The 22,223-nt window shown below is 70.6% G+C and carries 19 protein-coding genes; 4 read left to right on the top strand and 15 right to left on the bottom strand.

The annotated features are described in order from the left end of the window. Positions 1-11: 11 nt before the first annotated feature. From ACZ4RZ_RS26465 to ACZ4RZ_RS26455, 3 genes are read right to left on the bottom strand one after another with little or no spacing between them, the layout of a single operon-like run. Positions 12-1,190, bottom strand: a complete 1,179-nt coding sequence (locus tag ACZ4RZ_RS26465) for a dipeptidase (RefSeq protein WP_467748147.1) — start codon at positions 1,188-1,190, stop codon at positions 12-14. Between the two features lie 5 nt (positions 1,191-1,195). Next, the gene (gene purE, locus ACZ4RZ_RS26460; RefSeq protein WP_467748145.1) at positions 1,196-1,720 is read right to left on the bottom strand and encodes a 5-(carboxyamino)imidazole ribonucleotide mutase; all 525 of its coding nucleotides are present in this window, start codon (positions 1,718-1,720) and stop codon (positions 1,196-1,198) included. Continuing rightward, positions 1,717-2,877 (bottom strand): 5-(carboxyamino)imidazole ribonucleotide synthase, encoded by a 1,161-nt coding sequence (locus tag ACZ4RZ_RS26455; protein WP_467748143.1) that lies wholly within the window; start codon positions 2,875-2,877, stop codon positions 1,717-1,719. Before ACZ4RZ_RS26455 ends, purE begins: the two co-directional genes overlap by 4 nt. 185 nt (positions 2,878-3,062) lie before the next feature. Between ACZ4RZ_RS26455 and ACZ4RZ_RS26450 the strand changes: the two genes are divergently transcribed. Further along, the gene (locus tag ACZ4RZ_RS26450; protein ID WP_467748142.1) at positions 3,063-3,599 is read left to right on the top strand and encodes a GtrA family protein; all 537 of its coding nucleotides are present in this window, start codon (positions 3,063-3,065) and stop codon (positions 3,597-3,599) included. Positions 3,600-3,641: 42 nt separating this feature from the next. Here ACZ4RZ_RS26450 and ACZ4RZ_RS26445 read toward each other — a convergent pair whose 3' ends face one another. Both ACZ4RZ_RS26445 and ACZ4RZ_RS26440 read right to left on the bottom strand, forming a co-directional pair. Further along, entirely contained in the window at positions 3,642-4,919 is a 1,278-nt protein-coding gene (locus ACZ4RZ_RS26445; protein WP_467748140.1) for an ATP-binding protein, read from the bottom strand. A 221-nt stretch (positions 4,920-5,140) separates the two neighbouring features. Further along, positions 5,141-5,818, bottom strand: coding sequence for a response regulator transcription factor (locus ACZ4RZ_RS26440; RefSeq protein WP_018566970.1), 678 nt, complete (start codon positions 5,816-5,818; stop codon positions 5,141-5,143). Positions 5,819-6,309: 491 nt separating this feature from the next. Between ACZ4RZ_RS26440 and ACZ4RZ_RS26435 the strand changes: the two genes are divergently transcribed. Continuing rightward, the gene (locus ACZ4RZ_RS26435) at positions 6,310-7,815 is read left to right on the top strand and encodes an oligopeptide:H+ symporter (RefSeq protein ID WP_467748138.1); all 1,506 of its coding nucleotides are present in this window, start codon (positions 6,310-6,312) and stop codon (positions 7,813-7,815) included. 198 nt (positions 7,816-8,013) lie between these two features. On the opposite strand, the gene ACZ4RZ_RS26430 is transcribed toward ACZ4RZ_RS26435, so the two are convergent. The 6 genes from ACZ4RZ_RS26430 to ACZ4RZ_RS26405 all read right to left on the bottom strand — a co-directional run bounded on the left by ACZ4RZ_RS26430 (position 8,014) and on the right by ACZ4RZ_RS26405 (position 13,549). Then, on the bottom strand, positions 8,014-9,336 hold the full coding sequence (locus ACZ4RZ_RS26430; RefSeq protein WP_467748137.1) for a hypothetical protein: 1,323 nt from the start codon (positions 9,334-9,336) through the stop codon (positions 8,014-8,016). Positions 9,337-9,374: 38 nt separating this feature from the next. Next, entirely contained in the window at positions 9,375-10,451 is a 1,077-nt protein-coding gene (locus tag ACZ4RZ_RS26425; protein ID WP_467748248.1) for a hypothetical protein, read from the bottom strand. A gap of 14 nt (positions 10,452-10,465) precedes the next feature. Continuing rightward, positions 10,466-11,431, bottom strand: a complete 966-nt coding sequence (locus tag ACZ4RZ_RS26420) for a COG1470 family protein (protein WP_467748135.1) — start codon at positions 11,429-11,431, stop codon at positions 10,466-10,468. 81 nt (positions 11,432-11,512) lie between these two features. Continuing rightward, the gene (locus tag ACZ4RZ_RS26415; RefSeq protein WP_467748133.1) at positions 11,513-12,217 is read right to left on the bottom strand and encodes an LPXTG cell wall anchor domain-containing protein; all 705 of its coding nucleotides are present in this window, start codon (positions 12,215-12,217) and stop codon (positions 11,513-11,515) included. Between the two features lie 173 nt (positions 12,218-12,390). Continuing rightward, positions 12,391-12,936: an ATP-binding protein gene (locus tag ACZ4RZ_RS26410; protein ID WP_467748131.1), complete on the bottom strand. Its 546-nt coding sequence runs from the start codon at positions 12,934-12,936 to the stop codon at positions 12,391-12,393. Positions 12,937-13,180: 244 nt separating this feature from the next. After that, positions 13,181-13,549: an STAS domain-containing protein gene (locus ACZ4RZ_RS26405; RefSeq protein ID WP_467748129.1), complete on the bottom strand. Its 369-nt coding sequence runs from the start codon at positions 13,547-13,549 to the stop codon at positions 13,181-13,183. 250 nt (positions 13,550-13,799) lie between these two features. Between ACZ4RZ_RS26405 and ACZ4RZ_RS26400 the strand changes: the two genes are divergently transcribed. Then, positions 13,800-14,711, top strand: a complete 912-nt coding sequence (locus ACZ4RZ_RS26400; RefSeq protein WP_467748246.1) for an RNA polymerase sigma factor SigF — start codon at positions 13,800-13,802, stop codon at positions 14,709-14,711. Between the two features lie 197 nt (positions 14,712-14,908). Then, positions 14,909-16,495 carry a ricin-type beta-trefoil lectin domain protein gene (locus tag ACZ4RZ_RS26395; protein WP_467748127.1) on the top strand — a complete coding sequence of 529 codons (1,587 nt, stop codon included), beginning with the start codon at positions 14,909-14,911 and terminating at the stop codon, positions 16,493-16,495. Between the two features lie 15 nt (positions 16,496-16,510). On the opposite strand, the gene hutI is transcribed toward ACZ4RZ_RS26395, so the two are convergent. The 4 genes from hutI to hutU all read right to left on the bottom strand — a co-directional run bounded on the left by hutI (position 16,511) and on the right by hutU (position 22,135). Continuing rightward, positions 16,511-17,722, bottom strand: a complete 1,212-nt coding sequence (gene hutI, locus ACZ4RZ_RS26390) for an imidazolonepropionase (RefSeq protein WP_467748125.1) — start codon at positions 17,720-17,722, stop codon at positions 16,511-16,513. Positions 17,723-17,766: 44 nt separating this feature from the next. Beyond that, positions 17,767-19,128: a formimidoylglutamate deiminase gene (locus ACZ4RZ_RS26385; protein WP_467748123.1), complete on the bottom strand. Its 1,362-nt coding sequence runs from the start codon at positions 19,126-19,128 to the stop codon at positions 17,767-17,769. Further along, on the bottom strand, positions 19,125-20,333 hold the full coding sequence (locus ACZ4RZ_RS26380; RefSeq protein ID WP_467748244.1) for an allantoate amidohydrolase: 1,209 nt from the start codon (positions 20,331-20,333) through the stop codon (positions 19,125-19,127). Before ACZ4RZ_RS26380 ends, ACZ4RZ_RS26385 begins: the two co-directional genes overlap by 4 nt. A gap of 137 nt (positions 20,334-20,470) precedes the next feature. Then, positions 20,471-22,135, bottom strand: a complete 1,665-nt coding sequence (gene hutU, locus ACZ4RZ_RS26375; protein ID WP_467748121.1) for a urocanate hydratase — start codon at positions 22,133-22,135, stop codon at positions 20,471-20,473. Positions 22,136-22,223: the final 88 nt, after the last annotated feature.

The following is a 22,223-nucleotide window of genomic DNA, read 5'->3' as shown; positions in this document are numbered from 1 at the left end:
CCCTGGGGTACTCAGCCGTCCAGTTGCTCCAGCGTCGCGTTCGACGGGCCCCGCTTCGCCCGGAGATCGCGGGCCACGGCCTCGGCCGCGCCCAGCACTCGTACGGCGTTCTGCCAGGTCAGCTTGGCAACATCGGTGGACGACCAGCCGCGGTCCAGCAGCTCGGCGATCAGGTTCGGATAGCCGGAGACGTCGCCCAGGCCGTCCGGGGTGAACGCCGTGCCGTCGTAGTCGCCGCCGATGCCGACGTGGTCGATCCCGGCGACCTCGCGCATGTGGTCGAGGTGGTCGGCGACCGTCGCCACCGTCGCGACGGGGCGCGGGTACGACTCCTCGAAGGCGCGGTGGACCTTCATGGCCTCGGGGGTGGTGTCGAGGTGGTGGAAACCGTTCGCGCGCATGTTCTCGTCGGCCGCGGCCGTCCAGTCGACCGCCGCCTGGAGGACGAACTTCGGTACGAACGTCACCATCGCCACTCCCCCGTTGGCGGGCAGCCGCTCCAGGACGTCGTCCGGGATGTTGCGCGGGTGGTCGCACACCGCGCGCGAGGAGGAGTGGGAGAAGATAACCGGCGCGACGGAAGTGTCCAGCGCGTCGCGCATCGTCGTCGCGGCCACGTGCGAGAGGTCCACGAGCATGCCCTCGCGGTTCATCTCCCGTACGACCTCACGGCCGAAGGCCGACAGACCGCCCACGGCGGGGACGTCGGTGGCCGAGTCCGCCCACGCGATGTTGTCGTTGTGGGTGAGCGTCATGTAGCGGACACCCAGCGCGTACAGCCCCCGCAGTGCGCCGAGGGAGTTGTCTATGGAGTGCCCGCCCTCCGCGCCCATCAGCGAGGCGATACGGCCCTCCGCGCGCGCCGCCTCCATGTCGGCGGCCGTCAGCGCGGCGCGCAGGTCCGACGGGTGGCGGTCGATCAACTGCCGTACGCAGTCGATCTGTTCGAGGGTGGCCGTGACCGCGCCGGGCAGGTCCGAGCGGACGTACACCGACCAGTACTGGGCGCCCACGCCGCCCGCGCGCAGGCGCGCCAGGTCCGTGTGCAGGTGCGCGCTCTGGTCGGCGGCGATGTCGCGGGCGGCGAGGTTGTAGCGGACCTGCTCGCGCAGTGCCCAGGGGAGGTCGTTGTGGCCGTCGACGACCGGAAAGTCGGCCAGGAGTGCGCGGGCCTCATCGAGGGACGACATCCGCGTCACTTCCCGAAGCCGAAGCCGTTGCCCGCGCCCTCGACCTTGGAGCGCAGCCGCTTTCCCTTCTCGGTGGCCTGGTCGTTCAGTTCCTGCTGGAACTCCCGCATACGGCCGAGGAGCTCCTCGTCGTGCGCGGCGAGCATCCGGGCGGCCAGCAGGCCCGCGTTGCGCGCGCCGCCGACCGAGACGGTCGCGACCGGGACACCGGCCGGCATCTGCACGATCGACAGCAGGCTGTCCATGCCGTCGAGGTACTTCAGCGGGACGGGCACGCCGATGACGGGCAGCGGGGTGACCGACGCGAGCATGCCGGGCAGATGGGCGGCGCCGCCCGCGCCGGCGATGATCGCCTTGAGCCCGCGCTCGGCGGCCTGCTCGCCGTACGCGATCATCTCGTGCGGCATGCGGTGCGCGGAGACGACATCCACCTCGTACGGGATCTCGAACTCGTCCAGCGCCTGCGCGGCCGCTTCCATGACGGGCCAGTCGGAGTCCGACCCCATGACGATGCCTACAACTGGGCTCATTCGGTGATCGTGCCTCTCAGGTAACCGGCTGCGTGGCGGGCACGCTCAAGGACGTCTTCCAGGTCGTCGCCGTAGGTGTTGACGTGGCCGACCTTGCGGCCGGGCTTCACGTCCTTGCCGTACATGTGGATCTTCAGCTGGGGGTCGCGGGCCATGCAGTGCAGGTACGCGGAGTACATGTCCGGGTAGTCGCCGCCGAGGACGTTCGCCATGACCGTCCACTTGGTGCGCGGGCGCGGGTCGCCGAGGGGGAGGTCGAGCACCGCGCGGACGTGGTTGGCGAACTGGGAGGTGATCGCCCCGTCCTGGGTCCAGTGGCCCGAGTTGTGCGGGCGCATGGCCAGTTCGTTGACGAGGATGCGGCCGTCCGCCGTCTCGAAGAGCTCGACGGCCAGGTGGCCGACCACGCCGAGTTCCTTGGCGATGCGCAGGGCGAGTTCCTCGGCCTGGAGGGCGAGCTCCTGCGCTATGCCGGGGGCGGGGGCGATCACCGTGTCGCAGACGCCGTCGACCTGCTGGGACTCGACGACGGGGTACGCGACCGCCTGGCCGTGCGGGGAGCGGACGACGTTCGCCGCGAGTTCCCGTACGAAGTCGACCTTCTCCTCGGCGAGGACGGGGACGCCGGCGCGGAAGGGGTCGGCCGCCTCCTCGATCGACCGGACGAACCAGACGCCCTTGCCGTCGTAGCCGCCGCGGACCGTCTTCAGGATGATCGGGAAGCCGTCGCCCTCGTCGCCTTCGGCGAGGCCTTCCGCCGCGAACGCGGCGACGTCGTCGACGTCGCTCACGATGCGGTGCCGTGGGCACGGCACACCGATCTCGTCGAGCCTCGCGCGCATCACGCCCTTGTCCTGGGCGTGCACGAGCGCGTCGGGCCCCGGGCGGACGGGGATGCCGTCCGCCTCCAGGGCGCGCAGGTGCTCGGTGGGTACGTGTTCGTGATCGAAGGTGATCACGTCGCAGCCCCGCGCGAAGTCACGCAGCGTGTCGAGGTCGCGATAGTCGCCGATGACGACATCGCTGACGACCTGCGCCGCGGATTCCTGAGGGGTGTCACTGAGGAGCTTGAACTTGATGCCGAGCGGGATGCCCGCCTCGTGTGTCATACGAGCGAGCTGGCCCCCGCCGACCATGCCGACTACCGGGAACGTCACGCTCCAAGAGTATCGGCCGCGCCACGGTGGCCGATTTCCGCGCCGGTACGCCACGCCTTCCGAGCCTGTGACCGCCTGTTTTCTTACCTATGAGCCAGTGCACAGGCGTCGGAGAGAGCCGCTGGTTAGCATGGCGGGGTTGACGTATTCGACCGACGTATCCACCGACGGGGGCTGGCGACACCATGGGCAGTGCTTCATCGGGGTCTCATGCGACGTCTCGCAGCGCGGTTCGCCGCCGGTTCGACCAGCTTTTCCGGGAGGTCGCGAAGTTCGGCGCGGTCGGTGGGGCGGGGCTGCTCGTCAACCTGCTCGTGTTCAACCTGGTACGCCATGTCACCGGGCTCCAGGTCGTGCGGGCCAGTGTCATCGCCACCGTCGTCGCGATCATCTTCAACTACATCGGGTTCCGCTACTTCACGTACCGGGACCGCGACAAGGGTGGCCGCACCAAGGAGCTGACGCTCTTCCTGCTGTTCAGCGTGGTGGGGCTGGTCATCGAGAACGGCGTGCTGTACGCCGCGACGTACGGGTTCGGCTGGGACACCCCGCTGCAGAGCAACGTCTTCAAGTTCCTCGGCATCGGGGTCGCGACGCTGTTCCGGTTCTGGTCGTACCGCACATGGGTGTTCCGGGCGCTGCCGGCGCGGGAGGCCGTGGCCAGTGCGGAATCGTTCCTCGACGCGGGGTCGCAGCCTCGGCCGCGAGCCAAGGTGAACTGAAGCGATTTGGCGGCTTCGCGGCCGGCGGCTCTCCACCCGCCGCTACCTGACCGTGTGCTCGTCTTCCTCGGTTGTCGGGGGCCTCTTCAGTGGGGTGCGGGAGAGGAACAGGCCGAAGACCGGCGGCTGGGCCTGGAGCATCTCGAGGCGGCCCCCGTCGGCCTCCGCCAGGTCGCGGGCGACGGCGAGCCCGATCCCCGTGGAGTTGCGGCCGCTGATCGTGCGCTCGAAGATCCGGGCGCCCAGGTCGGTGGGGACGCCGGGGCCCTCGTCGGTGACCTCGACGACGGCCTGGTTGCCGGTCACGCGGGTACGCAGGGCGACGGTGCCGCCGCCGTGCATGAGGGAGTTCTCGATCAGCGCCGCCAGGACCTGCGCGACCGCGCCGGGCGTGCCGACCGCCTGCAGGTGCCGCTTGCCCGAGCTGACGATGGCGCGGCCCGCGCTGCGGTAGGCCGGGCGCCACTCCTCCAGCTGCTGCTTGATGACCTCGTCGAGGTCGAAGGAGACGGCGGAGCCGGTGCGCGGGTCGCGGGCATTGGTGAGCAGGCGCTCGACTACGTCCGTGAGGCGCTCCACCTGCGCCAACGCGATCGTCGCCTCCTCCTTCACCGTGTCCGGGTCATCGGTGAGCGTGATCTCCTCCAGACGCATCGAGAGCGCCGTGAGGGGCGTACGGAGCTGGTGGGAGGCGTCGGCGGCGAGGCGGCGCTCGGCGGTGAGCATCCGCGCGATGCGCTCCGCGCTGCCGTCCAGGACGTCGGCGACGCGGTCCAGCTCCGGGACGCCGTACCGCTTGTGGCGCGGGCGGGGGTCGCCGGAGCCGAGCCGTTCCGCGGTCTCGGCGAGGTCGGTGAGCGGGGAGGCCAGGCGGTTGGCCTGGCGCACCGCGAGCAGGACGGCGGCGACGATCGCGAGCAGGGCGACGGCGCCGATGATCAGGAGCGTGCGGCCGACTTCGCGGGTCACCGACGAGCGCGGCTCCTCGACGGTGACGGTCTCGCCCTCCTCGCCCTTGGCGGTGGAGTGGATGACGTCGCCGATGGGCTCGGTGCCGACCTCGATGGGCGGGCGGCCGGGGATCCTGATCACGGCGTAGCGCTGGTCCGCGACCTGGTTCTTGAAGACCGCCGCGGTGATGTTCTCGTCGCCGAGGATGCGGCTGTCCACGATGCTGGCCAGGCGCAGGGCCTCGGAGTCCACCCGCTCCTGGGCGCTGTTGCTGATCGTGCGGGTCTCGACGATGACGAGGGATACGCCGAAGACGGCGATCACCACGAGCACGACGGCGAGCGTGGACTGGATGAGACGGCGACGCACGGGGTCCTCCGGGCGGGTTGCTTACGGTGACCTAGTGTGCCCCCGGTTGGCACCGCGCCCGGCAATCGGGCTGGTCGGGGGTGGGGTGGCGAGCCCGGCGCCCACGGGGTGCCACTGCGCGCACCCTCCCCCAAGCTCTCGGCTCCGCTCGAGCAGGGGACCCCCATCGCCCCAGCGGCACGACTGCCCGCGGCTGGGACCGTCGGCAGCCCCGGTCGGCCTCAGCTCTTCTCGAAGCGGAAGCCCACGCCTCGTACCGTCGCGATGTAGCGAGGATTCGCCGCGTCGTCGCCCAGCTTCTTGCGGAGCCAGGAGATGTGCATGTCGAGGGTCTTGGTGGACGACCACCACGTGGTGTCCCAGACCTCGCGCATGAGCTGGTCACGGGTGACGACGCGTCCGGCGTCACGGACGAGGACCCGCAGCAGGTCGAACTCCTTGGCCGTGAGCTGGAGTTCCTCGTCGCCCATCCACGCGCGGTGCGACTCCACGTCGATGCGCACTCCGTGCGTGGCGGGCGGCTGCTGCGGCTCGGCGGCGCCGCGCCGCAGCAGCGCCCGTACCCGGGCGAGGAGTTCGGCGAGCCGGAACGGCTTGGTGACGTAGTCGTCGGCGCCCGCGTCGAGGCCGACGACGGTGTCCACCTCGTCGGCGCGCGCGGTCAGGATGAGGATCGGGACGGTGTGGCCCTCGGCACGCAGCCTGCGGGCCACCTCCAGGCCGTCCATGCCGGGCAGGCCCAGGTCCAGAACGACCAGGTCGACGCCGCCCTGCATTCCGGCGTCGAGCGCGGTGGGTCCGTCCTCGCGCACCTCGACCTCGTAGCCTTCCCGGCGCAGTGCGCGGGCCAGCGGCTCCGAGATGGACGCGTCGTCCTCGGCGAGCAGTACACGGGTCATGGGGTGATGGTAGTCCGCCGCGGACGACTGCCGTGGGGTGATCTGCCTCCGTGATTCACACCCGCCACCAGTGTGATTCTTACCTGCGGCTGTGGGATGCGATGCTGTTGAGCACCTTCGAATGGGCGCCCGCGGTTCCATGATCGCCTGTGATCCATATCTCAAGTCCTTCCATATGCGGCATTGACATGTCGTATGGTGACCAGACGCCTGTAGCACCACACCGGGACCTTTGGCGAGTGTTTGACGCTGAAGGTCTCTTTTGTGTGCGGGCTGGTGTTCGCCAGCCTCGAAAGGAATGACCTGTGGCCGGGCCCGAGCGCGCTGACGCGTGAAGGGCGTGGATCCCGGTGGTCGCCGTCCGCCGCTTCGCAATCCGGAGCGGACCTCCCCGTGGGCGTGGGGGCGGACGTCGAATCCGCCGGTGCCGGCCGCCCCCACCGGGCGCGCAACCCCCTCTTTCAGCGCGTCCCGAGCAGCAAGGAACGACCATGGCGTCCAGCCTGACGAAGGACTCGGTTCCCCCGGCCCCTGCGGGTACCTCCGGTTCCGAGAAGACCTTCTTCGGCCACCCCCGCGGACTGGCCACTCTCTTCATGACCGAGATGTGGGAGCGTTTCTCCTACTACGGCATGAAGGCACTGCTCCCGCTGTACCTGGTGGCACCGGGCGGCCTGCACCTGAGCGCGGCCACCGCGACCGCGATCTACTCGGTGTACCTCTCGCTCGTGTATCTGCTCGCCCTGCCGGGCGGCTGGTTCGCCGACCGTGTTCTCGGCCCCCGCAAGACGGTCGCCGTCGCGGGTCTGATCATCATGCTGGGCCACCTCACGCTGGCTCTGCCCACCTCCGGCACCTTCTACGGCGGCCTCGGCCTCGTCGCGATCGGTTCCGGTCTGCTCAAGGCCAACATTTCCACGATGGTCGGCCACCTCTACGACGGCCCGGACGACCCGCGCCGCGACGGTGGCTTCACGCTCTTCTACATCGGCATCAACCTCGGTGCCTTCGCCGCGCCGCTGATCATCGGCACTGTCGGTGAGAACGTGAACTGGCACCTGGGCTTCGCGCTCGCCGCGCTCGGCATGGCCCTCGGCCTCGCCCAGTACCTGCTCGGCGGCCGTCACCTCAGCGCCCGCTCGCACGAGGTCCCCACGCCGCTGTCCGCCGAGGAGAAGGCCGCGACGCTGCGCAAGTCCGCGCTGTGGGCCGCCGTCGCCGTCGTCTTCTACGCGATCGTCGGCTTCTCCGGTCACTACACGCTGAACTGGCTGCTGGTCCCGATCACGCTCGCCGGTCTGATCATCCCGATCATGGTCATCGGCCGCATCAAGCGGGACAAGGACCTGAACCGCGCCGATCAGTCGAAGATGTCCGCGTACATCTGGTTCTTCGTCGCCGCGGCCGTCTTCTGGATGATCTACGACCAGGGCGGCTCGACGATGTCGATCTTCGCCGACTCGTCCGCCGAGAACACCGTCTTCGGCTGGGAGTTCCCGGTCTCCTGGTACCAGTCCGTCAACCCGGTCATGATCATGGCGCTCGCCCCGGTCTTCGCCTGGGCGTGGCTGGCGCTGAACAAGCGCGGCAAGGAGCCGAGCACGGCCACGAAGTTCGCGTCGGGTCTGATCCTGATCGGTGCGTCGTTCTTCCTCTTCCTGGCTCCGCTGACGATCGCCGAGGGCGGTCACAAGGCCGCCGCGATGTGGCTGGTCGCGATCTACTTCGTGCAGACCGTCGGTGAGCTGACGCTCTCTCCGGTCGGCCTCTCCGTCACCACGAAGATGGCCCCCGCGAAGTACGCCTCCCAGATGATGGGTGTCTGGTTCCTGGCCGTCACCGCCGGTGACGCCACGACCGGCCTCCTCTCCATCGCCGAGGTCGACCTCAACAAGACGGGCATCGTCGCCCTGGAGGCCACGCTCGCCGTGATCGCCGGTGTCGCGGTCTGGATGTACCGCAAGAAGGTCAAGCAGCTCATGGGCGACGTCCACTGACGTACGCGTGACACTTGCCCATACGAAGGGCCCCGCACCACTCGGTGCGGGGCCCTTCGGCTCCTGGGGTGGAGATTGCTTCGCCCCCTCCGCCCCTGCCCGTCCCGTACCTGGGCCTGCGCCCCCAGCCCCCCTAAAGGATCGCGCAGTTCCCCGCGCCCCTTTCAGGGGGCGGAGGGGGCGAATAAACCCCCGGGCTCAGCGCAGGCGCCGTCCCGGCAGGAACGTGAAGACCGCTCCGCCGAGCAGGATCACGGTCCCGGAGACCAGCCCGAGCGCCTTGAGCGCGCCGTGGCTGTCGGAGCCCGTCTCGGCCAGACCCCCGCTGGACGACGTACCGCCGGAGCCGGACGAGCCGCCCCCCGACGCGCCGCTCGCCTGTTCCGTGGTGTCCAGGGTCAGGGAGACCTCCGTCTTGGACGGCGTGCACGTCGTGGTCGTACCCAGGGCCTGCACGGTCAGGACGCCCGGGGAGAGGGTCGAACTGCCGCTCGCGCCGGGCTTGTAGGTGCCCGTGAGGTCGGGGATCTCGATCGGGTCGCCCGACTTGATCTCCTTGGCGTTGGTCGGGCCCTCGACATGGACCGTGCCCTTGTCGGAGCCGCCCAGCACGACCTCCATCGACGGCTTGACCGAGTCCGCGGGGATGTCGGCCGGGCTGTCCATCACGGACTTCTTGAACTGGACGGTGAGGTCGAAACTCCCGCCGTTCTTCTTGGCGTTGATCTGCACGGGGGACGTGGCGCTCTTGTCGCCGATGGGCGTCTTGCACTCGTAGGGGATGGAGACTTCCTTGCCGGTGAAGTCCGTCTGCCCGCCGTCGTCGCCTCCGGCCGAGCCGCCCGTGTCACTGCCTCCGGTGTCGCTCGCGCTCGGCGCCGGCGTCGAGGTGCCCGTGGGCAGCTCCGTCGGCAGCGTCGGCAGCCCCGTCGGCAGGGTCGGTGCCCCCGTCGGAAGCCCACCCGTCGTGCCGCCCGAACTCCCTCCGCTTCCCGTCACCTTGATCGTCGCCGCGGACTGCACCGTCTCCTTGGGCGTGCACTTCGTGTCGGTGGACACCGGCTTGCTGACGTTGATGTTGTACGCGTCCGGGGTCAGCGTGACGTCACCCGCCGCCGTCAGCTTCAGCTTGCCCGTCATGTCGGACAGTTTCATGTCGCTGTTCTTGGGGATCGCCGGGTTCGACCGGGGCCCTTCCATGGCGATGTCCGCCGTCTGCGCACCGCCCGCCTTCAGCGTGCCGGTCGGCTTGACCGTGTCCTTCTCCAGGTCGATGACGTCGGGATTCTTCGACGCCGCCTGGACGAACTTCCAGGTGATGGTGACCTCGTCGCCCACCTTCGCCTCGGCGGGCGCGGTGATCTCCACCTTCGTCGTGCCCTCGACCGGGGGGAGCCCGGAGATCGAGGGCGGAACGCACTCCGTCTTGTACGACACCTCGGCGGCCTGCGCCGGGGCGGCGGCCACACCCACCAGGATGCCCGCACCGCCCAGCATCAGCGCGACGCCGGCCGCGCTCACTCTCCGTCCGGCCGCCGGTACCACTCTCCGTTGCGTGCTCACGTATTTCCCTTCGTCGTCGGGCTGTTCTCTTGCGGTGCGGAGAGCTGACCGTTCGCCGTGGTGCCCGGATCACTGTCCGGCGTGAACCACGGCAGGGTCGGGGTCGTGGAGGTCTTCGACGACACCGGCGCGGAGGCCGGTGACGGGCTCAACTTCGGCATGCGCAGGGCGAGTTCGGGCAGGCGCAGACCCCGGTGACGGCCCCCGCGCCCGTTCGACCTGCGCGGCCGCACCCGGTCCACGACGGCCATCCCGATGCGGAACACCGCGCCCGGCACGACCACGCAGAGCAGGATCCAGAAGAGGGTCACGCCCCACGGGCGGCCCACGCCCCACGGCTGCTCGGCGAGCACCTTGCCGCCGTACTTCAGGGAGACCGTGTAGTCGCCGTGCGCACCGGCCGACAGTTCGACCGGGAGTTTGATCTGCGCCTTCCGGCCGGGCGCGATCGTGCCGCGCCACTGCTGTTCCTCCCACTGCGGGGCGAACACCCCGTGGGAGGTGCCGACCCGGAAGACCGGGTTCTTCACGGGAGCGGTGCCGACATTGCCGACGGTGAAGACGAGCTTGCGGGAGGGCGGCGAGCCGAACCAGGTCAGCAGGCCGCTCGACCCGTCGAGCCGGGTGTCCGTCAGCACCGAGAGCCGCCCGCCGCTCTCCTCCTTCGGCAGCGGCTCGACCGAGTGCCCGGCCACCATGAAGATGGCGTCCGCCTCCGCCTTCTCCCCCGTGACCGTAGCGATGTGCACCACGCACGGACACGGCTTGGGCGGCTCGGCGACCGGCAGCCGCTTGCTGAAATTGCCCTTCGCGTCGGTGGTGACGGCCCGGCCGTCCGCGTTGGCACAGGAGTTGGTGCCGCCGATCACGCCCCGGGACGGCACGGACTGCCCGCAGATCAGCATCATCAGCAAGGTCTTGGGCCGCCATCCGCTGCCGGTCACCGTGATCGAACCGCCCGTCCCCGCCTGGGACTTGGACAGCTTCACACTCGGCTTCCCGTCGGCGGACACAGCGGCCGTCCCCGTCAGCGGGACCAGGACGAGCGCGAGCACCGCCCCCAGCGCCGCCATCCGCACCTTGACGCTCACGACACCGCTCCCGTCAACTCGACTTCCGTACGCGGCTCTTCCTCACGCGCCTCGCCGCCCGGCCCACGGCGCCTGTGTCGCCGTACCACCAGCCAGGCACCCACCAGCGCCGCGAGTCCGCCCCCGGCGCCCGCGACCGCGCCCCACGGCACGAACCGCGTCGACGCGGACGCCGTGTCGCGCGCCCCGTCCGCCGCCGTCACCGTCAGCCGCACGTCGACCGCGTCCAGCGCCGGGGTGTCGTGCCACGGTTCGCTGAGCGTGACGCGGCGGCCCGGCAGGAGTTCGAGGGGCAGCGTGCGCGGGGCGCGGTCGAGGAGCTCGCCGAAGACGCCGTCGGCGTGCACCGCGAGCCTCGGGGTGAGGACGGTGGTGCCGCGATTGACCAGCTCGTACGAGATCCGGCCGGCGCGAACGGCGACATGCTCGACGGTGAGCGCCGACAACGTCGGTCCGCTCACCCGCAGTTGGATCCGGACCGCCGAGGAGCGGCCGCCGCCGCTCGCGACGATCGCGCCGGGGTGGTCGCCGGGCGCCGCGCCCGCCGGGACGCTCAGGGTGAACGGCACGTCGGCGCGGGTGTGCGCGGGAACCCGTACGGACACCTCGCGCACCGCCGTCCGGTGGCCGTCCGTCTCCCGCGCGAAGCCGATCCACGCGCCGGTGTCCGTCGGCTTCTTCCGTACGGTGAAGCCGCCGCCCTTGGTGTTGTCGGCGTCCGCGCCGCGCAGCCGGACGGTGAGCGGCTTCGCGTCCGGGTTGAGCACGGAGACGGCGTCCTGCAGAACCGTGCCGGGCGCGCCCTCCGCGTAGACGTACGGCCGACCGTCCGCCGTATCAGCTGTACTGGCGGACGGCACCACGGACCAGCCGTCGTCGGCCAGGGCCCGGGGCACCGGTGCCGTGATCGACAACACCAAGGTCAGGCCCAGCACGCGGGCAGCGGAGAGTGCGTACGGCATCGAGCGGCTCCCAGGTACAGGGGCGGCGCGCAGCGCCTCGTTGAGGGGCGGTGGTCGGGAGACGGGTGGGCACACCAGACCTCAGCGGCGTACCGCCTGATGCCTCCGCGTCAGCCACAGCACGCCCGCCGCGCCCGCGAGCAGCACCGTGCCGCCGAGCGTGCCGAGGGCGATCGCCGAGTCCTCGGGGCCGGTCTGCGGGAGCTGGCCGCCCGAGTCGGAGCCGGTCTGGGTCTGGCCGGAACTCGACGATCCCGAACCGCCGCTCGCGGCCGTGACGTCGAGGGTCAGCGAGGGCTTCGGGTTGTTCGAGGGCGTGCAGGTGGTCGTCGTGCCCAGCGCCTTGATGGTGAGCACGCCCGCGGTGAAGGTCACCTTGCCGGTCTTCTTCGGCGTGTACGTGCCGCTCAAGTCGCTGATCTTGATGGGGGTGTTGGCGGGAATCGCGGCGGCGTTGGCCGGGCCGCTCACGGGCACCGTGCCGCTGTCCGCGCCGCCCAGCTTGATCACGGCGCTCGGCTTCATCGCGCCCTTGCCCAGCTCCACCGGGCTGGAGGAGACGCCCTTCTGCCAGGACATGGTGAGCTTGTAGCCGCTGCCGCTCTTGACGCTCTTGATGTCGATGGGCGAGACGGCGCTCTTGTCGCCGATCGGCGTCTTGCACTGGTAGTTGACGTCCACCACGTCGGCCTGGGCGGCGGGGGCGGCCATCAGCACCGCCGAGCCGGCCAGGGCCGCGGCGAACGCGAGCGCGGCGGTTCGTTTCTGGTACGTCCGGTACGACACCTCGAAGTCCCCTCGTCGCCGAAATTTACTGACGGCACATCAGATTGGGCGCTCAAAGTACGCCCGGGGACTTATGGAGGGAAGACAAAGTGCGCGCCGGATCTGAGGAGATCCGGCGCGCATACGGCGACGTACGAAGAGGGGGTCGAACCCTGGGTAACCCCTGATGACGGTTACGCGGGCGCCCCGAGCTCCGCCCACACGGTCTTGCCGGCGACCCCCGGAGTCCGCACGACCCCCCAGTCGAGGCACAGCCGCTGCACGATGAACATCCCGTGGCCGCCGGGGCGTCCGGCGCGGTGCGGGGTGCGCGGGGCGGGCTGGCCGGTGCCCCGGTCGGAGACCTCGACGCGCAGCACCTTGCTGTCGCAGGCGATCCAGAGTTCGTCCGGGCCCTCGGCATGCAGACAGGCGTTGGTGACGAGCTCGGAGACGACCAGCAGGACGTCCTCGGCGGCGGCCCGCCGGTCGGCGCTCGCGGCGGGCAGCCAGCCCCAGGCGTAGAGCGCCTGACGGGTGAAGTCGCGGGCGAGCGGCACGACTCCGCTCTCGCCGTCGAAGTTCAGCCTGCGGGCCTGACGGCCGGCGGAGGGGACGGCCGCGCCGCCCCGGGACGCGCCGTCTCCGGGCGTCACGCCGTCCGCGGACGCCCCGGAAGCGCCGCCGTCACCCGACTCCGGGCCGCGGTCGCCCGGCGAGTAAGGCCGGGTGGTGCTCATCAGCGCTTCACCTCACCGATTCACCGGTTCACGATTCAAGACTCAGTACTCAGTACGTAGGGATCAACGACGCGTTCGCCGCTTTGGCTGCCGACATATGCGGTGCCGACGTGTTCAGGATGTCTCCTGCCCGACCGAACCGTCCGAACACCCACTTATTCGACACGGAAGATGTGACGCACGTAACGCGGCGATCACACAGGGACAACTGAGTCACGACTTCGACGCCGTCGGGCCGGGCTGATCAGTCGGCCAGGGCCGCGTCGAGCGTCTCGTGGACGGTGAAGACGGCCTCCGCCCCGGTGATCTCGAAGACCCGGGCCACGACTGGCTGCATCCCGGCGAGATGGACCCCGCCGCCCGCGGCCTCGGCCTTCAGCCGGGCGCCGAGCAGCACATTGAGCCCGGTGGAATCACAGAATTCGAGGCGTGAGCAGTCGACCACCAGGCGGGCGTACCCCTTTTCGAGGCAGCCCTCGAGTGGCTTACGCAACAAATCGGCCGTGTGGTGATCCAACTCACCCGCGGGGGTCACGACGGCGTTTGAGCCCTCTTCCCGCACCTCGACAAGAAGCCGGCCCGACTGTGCGCTGCCGACCGTCCCGCGGTCCATGCCGTCTCTCTCCCGAGCGTCGCGACTGCTGATGTACGCCCTCGAACACTACGCCTTCCCTACGACCCCCGACACCCGAACAACCCCTCTAAAACGGACATTTACCAATGAAACGCACTTGCGACAACCTCACGAAACCGGGTAGGGCTAGTAGTGACAGCTATTCGACACGGCCGGCTTTGGAGGCGCCGCACACCGCAGTGCACGGATTGGCATCGGCGGCCATATGCCGAGAACGATGGAGGACACCATGTCACCCCGGCTCGACGCATCGCAGACCCAGACGGCGACGTCGGCACCCCCTCTGGGACGCCCGGAGCACCTTGACGAAGCCGATGGAACCATCGGATTCGACGGACTCGACGGACTCCCGGAGATCCCCCCTTACGACGAGGTGGGGCCGGTGGACGCACGGGCCCTGTCCAAGACACTCTTCGAGCGTCTGGAGTCCCTCGAAGAGGGCACGCACGAGTACTCGTACGTTCGCAACACGCTGGTCGAACTCAACCTCGCGCTGGTGAAGTTCGCCGCCTCCCGCTTCCGCTCCCGCAGCGAGCCGATGGAGGACATCATCCAGGTCGGCACGATCGGCCTGATCAAGGCGATCGACCGCTTCGAAGTGAGCCGCGGCGTCGAGTTCCCCACCTTCGCGATGCCGACCATCATCGGCGAGATCAAGCGCTTCTTCCGCGACACCTCGTGGTCCGTGCGCGTACCGCGCAGGCTGCAGGAACTCCGCCTGGACCTGGCCAAGGCGGGCGACGAACTCGCCCAGCAACTCGATCGCGCTCCGACGGTGGGAGAGCTGGCGGAGCGCCTCGGCCTCAGCAACGACGAGGTCGTCGAGGGCATGGCGGCCTCGAACGCCTACACGGCCAGTTCGCTCGACGCCCAGCCCGAGGAGGACGACTCCGAGGGCGCGCTCGCGCACCGTATCGGCTACGAGGACCACGGACTCGAAGGCATCGAGTACGTGGAGTCCTTGAAGCCGCTGATAGCCGAACTCCCGGCACGTGACCGCCAGATCCTCTCGCTGCGCTTCGTCGCCAATATGACCCAGTCCGAGATCGGCGACGAACTCGGCATCTCCCAGATGCACGTCTCCCGGCTGCTGTCGCGCACCTTGGTGCGGCTGCGGAAGGGGTTGACGGTCGAGGACTGACGTCCCGCAGTCGTCTTGTGCGCCCGGCGCCCCAAATGAGGGGGCGCCGGGCGCAGTTACAGCTTGGCATCGGGCGCTGTTACCCAGGGGAACCCCTTTCCCCAAAGGTTCACCTCCATCACTATGGGCACCCCCATACCCGCCGGTAGGTCAGGGCTACGGCGGACAGAGCACCGGGGATGCGAGGAGGCACGGGAATGGCTGGGGTCGGCCGGACCGACGCTGAGGACGACGGGTACGAGGGCGAGCACGAAGCCGACGCCGAGGGCGGCGGCATGTTCGCCACCGTCTCGGACGCGCGGCTCACCGAACTGCTGCGTGCCGAGACCGCGACCGCGTATCCGGCGCTGCGCGAACTGCGCCGACGCCACCGGCCCGCGGTCCTCTCGTACGCCCGGCTGTGCACGGTGGGCGAGTCCGCCGCCCGGCAGCTCACGGCCCAGGCGTTCGCCCTCGCGGCCCGCGACACCGCGCGCGGGATCGATCCCCGGGGGCCCTGGCGCCACCAGCTGCTGCTCCTGACAGGGCGGGTGGCCGCGTCCTGGGCCGTGGACGAGCGCGGGAGCCGCCTCGACCCCGGCCTGCTCGTCCACTTCCGCGAGGCGGGCCCGGACGGACCCGTGCCGCCGATGCTCGACGCGTTCCAGGCGCTGCCGACCCGCGTCCAGGGACTCGTCTGGTACGGCGTCGTCGACGAGGAGCCCGACGCCAGGACCGCGACGCTCCTCGGGGCCACGCTTCCGGACGTGACGTACGGCAAGGAGTCCGCGTTCCAGACGCTGCGCCAGGCCTGCCTCAAGACCCGCCTCGCCCGCTCCGGCAACCCCCGCTGTCAGGACTTCCGCCGGCTGATCGAGGAGGCCGCGCACCCCGAGAACCCGCGCTACAGCGCCGACCTGCAGGCCCACATGGTGCACTGCGCGCACTGCGCCGCCGGGTACGAGGAGCTGGGCGCCCTGCGGGACACCCCGCGCGAGGCGCTGGCGGAGGGGCTGCTGCCGTGGGGCGGGGCGGCGTACGTGATGGGTGATACGGGCGCGACGCCGACCCGCTCGAAGGCGAAGGCTGGTTGGGCCTGGCTGCCCTCCCGGCGCGTCGTCCTCGCCTCGGCCGCGCTCGGCGTCGCGGTGGCGCCGCTGCTGCTGTTCCTGCTGACGTCGGGCGGATCGGAGCCCGCGGAGACGGCCGGTTCGGTACGGACTCCTCAGGCACCGCCTCCGGTGACGGTGACCGCGACGGTTTCGCCGACTCCGTCGCCGTCTGCCACTCACAGGACCAAGTCCCCTTCACCCACGCCGACTTCGCGGCCCCCGAAGGCACCTTCACCGTCCCCTTCGTCCCCGAAGCCCTCTCCCACGCGCATCGCGTCCCACCCCCCGAACGGCACCTTCGCCCAGGTGGTGAACGCCGACTCGGGCCTCTGCCTGGACATCCGCGACGGCGACATCGACGAGGGCAACGACGTCATCACGGCGCGTTGCACCTCGTCCCGCACCCAGATGTGGCGCGTCGACACCGACCGCGACGTCCTCCAGTCGTACGCCGACCCCGACTTCTGCCTCGACAGCCGCGGCTCCACGGACAGGGGTGTCGGCATCTGGGAGTGCCGGTCGGTCTACGGCCGCAACGGCGTGAACCTCCGCTTCACGGTCGACGGCAACGGCGTGATCCGCCCGGACATCGCCCCGGACCACGCGGTCACGCCGTACGGCGACGGTCTGGTGCTGTCCTCGGATCAGGGGCGGGACGACCAGCGGTGGCGGGCGGGTTCCGCCGCCGCGTGACCGGGACCCCGACCGCTATGCGACGGGAGCCCCGCGCCGCCAGACCTCCGACACGAGCGGTACGCCCGGCCGGTACGCCAGGTGCACATGGCTCGGGGCGTCGAGGAAGGCCAGGTCGGCGTAGGCGCCGGGCGTCAGCCGGCCGATGTCGTCACGGCGCAGTGCCGCCGCGCCGCCTGCCGTGGCGGACCACAGGGCCTCGTCGGGCGTCATCCTCATGTCCCGCACCGCCAGCGCGATACAGAACGGGACGGACGAGGTGAAGGACGAACCCGGGTTGCAGTCCGTGGAGAGGGCGACGGTGGCGCCCGCGTCCAGCAGGCGGCGCGCGTCCGGCCACTCGGCGCGGGTGGAGAACTCGGCGCCGGGAAGCAGCGTGGCGACGGTGTTGCCGCTCGCCAGCGCGTCCACGTCCGCGTCCGTCAGGTGGGTGCAGTGGTCGGCGCTGGCCGCGTCCAGTTCGACGGCGAGCTGGACGCCGGGGCCGTACGAGAGCTGGTTGGCATGGACGCGCGGGTGCAGGCCCTTCGCCTTGCCCGCCGTGAGGATCGCGCGGGCCTGGTCGCCGTCGAAGGCGCCCTTCTCACAGAAGACGTCGATCCAACGGGCGTACGGAGCACAGGCGTCGAGCATCTCGCCGGTCACCAGGGCCACGTACGCCGCCGGGTCGTCGGCGTAGTCCGGCGAGACGATGTGCGCGCCGAGGTAGGTGACCTCGTCGGTGTGCGCGGCCGCGATGCGCAGGGCTCGTGCCTCGTCCTCGACGGTGAGGCCGTAGCCCGACTTCGTCTCGAAGGTGGTGGTGCCCTGGCGCAGGGCCTCGCGGAGGTAGTGCGTGAGGTTCCGCTCCAGGTCCTCGTCGCTTGCGGCGCGGGTCGCGGCGACCGTGGTGCGGATGCCGCCCGCACTGTAGCTGCGGCCCGACATGCGGGCGTTGAACTCCTGGGTGCGGTCGCCCGCGAAGACCAGGTGCGAGTGGGAGTCGACGAAACCCGGGATCACCGCGCGGCCACCGGCGTCGACGCGATTGTCGGTGGCGGGTGCTTTGCTTGATTCACCGGTCCACGCGACGCGGTCGCCGTCGATGACGACGGCCGCGTCCTGGATCAGACCGAGGGGGGACTCTCCCCCACTCTCGAATTTGCTCGAGCGGGGGGACCCCCATCCGAGGGAGGGGTCGTTGGTGACCAGGCTGGCGATGTTGGTGATGACGGTCGTGCTGCTCATGGCGTCCTTGTCGTCCTTTTCGGCGGTGAGGCTGTGGACGGTGGTCAGGCGCGCAGGGCGTCGATGGCGTCCGCGAGGGCTGTCGGCACATCCGGTACGAGGTTGTGCACACCGTCTCGTACGACGTGCCGGCCGCCCACGACCGTGTGGCGTACGTCGGCCGCCGTCGCGGCGAATACGGCCGTCTCGGCACCGAGGCGCGGCAGCGGTCCCGCTGTTCTGACCGAGTCGAGGGCGATCGTCGTGAAGTCGGCGAGCGCACCCGCCTCCAGGATGCCCGCGCCGTCCCAGCCCAGGGCCGCGTGGCCGTCCGCGGAGGCGGCGCGCAGCAGGGCGGCCGCCGTCCAGTGACCGCGGGTACGGGTGCGCAGGCGCTCGTTCAGCTCCATCGCGCGGGCCTCTTCGAGGAGGTCGATGACGGCGTGGCTGTCGGAGCCCAGGGAGAGGGGCGAGCCCGCTCGCTGGAGGGCCACGGCGGGTCCGATGCCGTCGGCGAGGTCGCGCTCGGTGGTGGGACACATGCAGGTGCCGGTCCCGGAGCCGCCGATCAGGGCGATGTCCTCGTCCGTGAGGTGCGTGTTGTGGACACCGGTGGTGCGCGGGCCGAGGACACCGTGGTCGGCGAGCAGCCGAGTGGGCGTGCAGCCGTACGCCTCCTGGCAGGCGTCGTTCTCCGCCGTCTGCTCGGACAGGTGCACATGCAGCGGGGCCCGCCGCTCCTCGGCCCATCGCGCGACCGTCGCCAGCTGCCCGGCGGGCACGGCCCGTACCGAGTGAATGGCCGCACCGATCCGTGCGTGAACCCGGTCCTTGAGAACTGAACAGCGTTCCGCCCAGGCGTCGGCCGTGCCGTCGGAGAAGCGGAGTTGGTTCTGGTTCGGGGGCTGCCCGAACCCGGAGGAGAGGTAGGCGGTGTCGAGGAGGGTGATCCGGATCCCGGCTTCGGCGGCGGCGGCGATGAGCGCCTCGCCCATCGCGTTCGGGTCGGCGTACGGGGTGCCGCCCGGAGCGTGGTGCACGTAGTGGAATTCGCCGACGGCCGTGACGCCCGCGAGCGCCATCTCCGCGTATACCGCGCGGGCGAGCGCGTGGTAGGTGTCCGGGGTCAGCCGATCCGCGAAGGAGTACATGATCTCGCGCCACGTCCAGAAGGTGCCGGAGCCGACCTGGACGGTGCCGCGCAGGGCGCGGTGGAAGGCGTGTGAGTGGGCATTGGCGAGCCCGGGAAGGGTGAGTCCGCGGAGGATCTCGGCGCCGGGGGGCGGGCCCTCGAGCCCCGTACGGACGGCGGTGATGCGGCCGTCCTCCCCCGCGGCGGAGCCGCCTGTCGACACGGTCAGGGCCACGCCCGGCTCGACGTGGGTGTCGAGCCAGGCGTGCTCCAGCCAGTACGTGTCCGTCGTCACCTGCAGGCCAGCCCTTCGAGTACGTCGGCGAGTGCGGTCACCCCGGCCACGCAGTCGTCCTCGGCGGCGTACTCGGCCGGGGAGTGCGAGACACCCGTGGGGTTGCGTACGAACAGCATGGCGGTCGGGACGGTGCCGGAGAGGATTCCGGCGTCGTGTCCCGCACCGGTGCCCAGGACGGGGACCGTGAGTCCCGCGTCCTTCTCCCGGCCCAGGATGCGGGCGAGCTCGTCGCGCAGGGCGTGCTCGAACTCCACGACGGGGGTGAACGACTCACGGACGACGTCGAGTTCGACGCCGTGCGCCTCCGCGTACTCGCGGGCCGCCTTCTCGACGCCGGTGACGACCGTGTCGAGGGTCGCCTGGTCGGCCGCGCGGGAGTCGAGCCAGCCACGGACGAGGGAGGGGATGGCGTTCACGCCGTTCGGCTCGACGGAGATCTTGCCGAAGGTGGCGACGGCGCCCGCGAGCTGGGCTTCGCGGCGGGCGGCGAGCACGGTCTCGGCGTACGACAGCATCGGATCCCGGCGGTCCACCAGTCGGGTGGTGCCCGCGTGGTTGGCCTCGCCCCGGAAGTCGAACCGCCAGCGGCCGTGCGGCCAGATGGCACTGGCGATGCCGACCTGGTCGCCGCTGAGGTCGAGGGCGCGCCCCTGCTCGACGTGCAGCTCGACGAAGGCGCCGATGCGGGCGAGCCGCTCGGGGTCCGGCCCGATGGTGTCGGGGTCGTACCCGGCCCGCTCCATGGCCTGCGGCAGCGTGATCCCGTCCGCGTCGGTCAGCCGGTGCGCCTGCTCGACGGTGAGCTGCCCCGCGGCGAGCCGCGACCCGACGCACGCCAGCCCGAACCGGGCGCCCTCCTCGTCACCGAAGTTCACGATGGCGAGGGGCCTGGTGAACTTCACATGCCGGGCGCGCAGTTCGTCCAGCGCGGCGAAGGACGACACGACCCCGAGGGGTCCGTCGAACGCCCCGCCGTCCGGCACGGAGTCCAGATGCGACCCGGTGACTACGGCGTCCCCCTCGGCGGGGTCCCCCAGCCAGGCCCACTGATTCCCGTTCCGGTCCACCTCGTAGGTGAGCCCCCGGGCCTCGGCCTGCGCCCGGAACCACGCCCGGCACTCGTCATCGGCCCCGGTCCAGGCGAAGCGACGGTATCCGCCGGAGTCGGGGTGCCGCCCGATGGGCTTCAGGTCACGCCACATCTCGTGAAAGGAGACAGCGACCGTTCCCGGCTGCGGGCCGCCGCCGCCAGCCGCAGCCACACCCGCGGACGGCGACGAGACATCAGCCCCCACCGGGGAGTTGTCGCCACGCGCCGCAGGCGCGGAATCGTGCTGGGTCACGCGTCGCCACCCTCGCGCATCGGCACACGCACGCCGCGCTCGTCGGCGACGGACTCGGCGATGTCGTACCCGGCGTCCACGTGGCGGATGACACCCATGCCGGGGTCATTCGTGAGCACGCGACGGATCTTCTCGCCGGCGAGCTTGGTTCCGTCGGCGACGGAGACCTGACCGGCGTGGATGGACCGGCCCATGCCGACCCCGCCACCGTGGTGGATGGACACCCAGGACGCGCCCGAGGCCACGTTCACCATGGCGTTCAGCAGCGGCCAGTCGGCGATCGCGTCGGACCCGTCAAGCATGGCCTCCGTCTCGCGGTACGGCGAGGCGACGGACCCGCAGTCGAGGTGGTCGCGACCGATGGCAAGGGGGGCCGCCAGTTCGCCGGAGGCCACCATGTCGTTGAAGCGCTCGCCGGCCTTGTCTCGCTCGCCGTAACCGAGCCAGCAGATACGGGCGGGCAGGCCCTGGAAGTGGACGCGCTCACCCGCCATCTTGATCCAGCGGTGCAGGGACTCGTTCTCCGGGAAGAGGTCGAGGATCGCCTTGTCGGTCTTGGCGATGTCGGATGCCTCGCCGGACAGCGCCGCCCAGCGGAAGGGGCCCTTGCCCTCGCAGAAGAGGGGGCGGATGTAGGCGGGGACGAAGCCGGGGAAGGCGAACGCCCGCTCGTACCCGGCGAGCTGGGCCTCACCGCGGATCGAGTTGCCGTAGTCGAAGACCTCGGCACCGGCGTCCATGAAGCCGACCATCGCCTCGACGTGCTTGGCCATGGACTCACGGGCGCGGGTGGTGAAGCCCGCCGGGTCCTTGGCCGCGTAGGAGGCCATGTCGTCGAAGTCGACGCCGACGGGGAGATAGGCCAGCGGGTCGTGGGCCGAGGTCTGGTCGGTCACGATGTCGATGGGGGCGCCCTCCGCGAGCATGCGCGGGAGCAGGTCGGCGGCGTTGCCGAGGAGACCGATGGAGAGCGGCTTCCGCTGGTCACGGGCCTCGACGGCGAGCTGGAGCGCGTGCTCGAGCGAATCCGCGCGAACGTCCAGGTAGCGGTGCTCGATGCGGCGCTCGATGGCGCGCGGGTCGCAGTCGATACAGATCGCGACGCCGTCGTTCATCGTCACGGCGAGCGGCTGGGCGCCGCCCATGCCGCCGAGACCGGCGGTCAGCGTGATCGTGCCCGCGAGCGTGCCGTTGAACTTCTTGGCGGCGACGGCGGAGAAGGTCTCGTAGGTGCCCTGGAGGATGCCCTGCGTGCCGATGTAGATCCAGGAACCGGCGGTCATCTGGCCGTACATGGTGAGGCCGAGGGCCTCCAGGCGGCGGAACTCCTCCCAGTTCGCCCAGTCGCCGACCAGGTTGGAGTTGGCGATGAGAACGCGCGGGGCCCACTCGTGGGTCTGCATGACGCCGACGGGGCGGCCGGACTGGACGAGCATCGTCTCGTCCTGCTTCAGGGTCTGCAGCGTGCGGACCATGGCGTCGAAGGAGCGCCAGTCGCGGGCGGCCTTGCCGGTGCCGCCGTAGACGACGAGCTTGTCGGGGTGCTCGGCGACCTCGGGGTCGAGGTTGTTCTGCAGCATCCGCAGGGCGGCTTCCTGCTGCCATCCCAGGGCACTCAGTTCCGTACCGCGCGGCGCTCGTACGGGGCGGGGTCCTGACATGGTCTGCCTCCTATGCGGACTGTTCCGGCTCTGCGGACTGCTCCAGCGAACTGCTCCAGCGGACTGTTGCAGTAGATATTCACATCCT

Source organism: Streptomyces sp. NPDC027189 (assembly GCF_055566975.1).
Note: the sequence above shows the minus strand (reverse complement) of the source record. Positions and strands in the feature narration are given on the sequence as shown.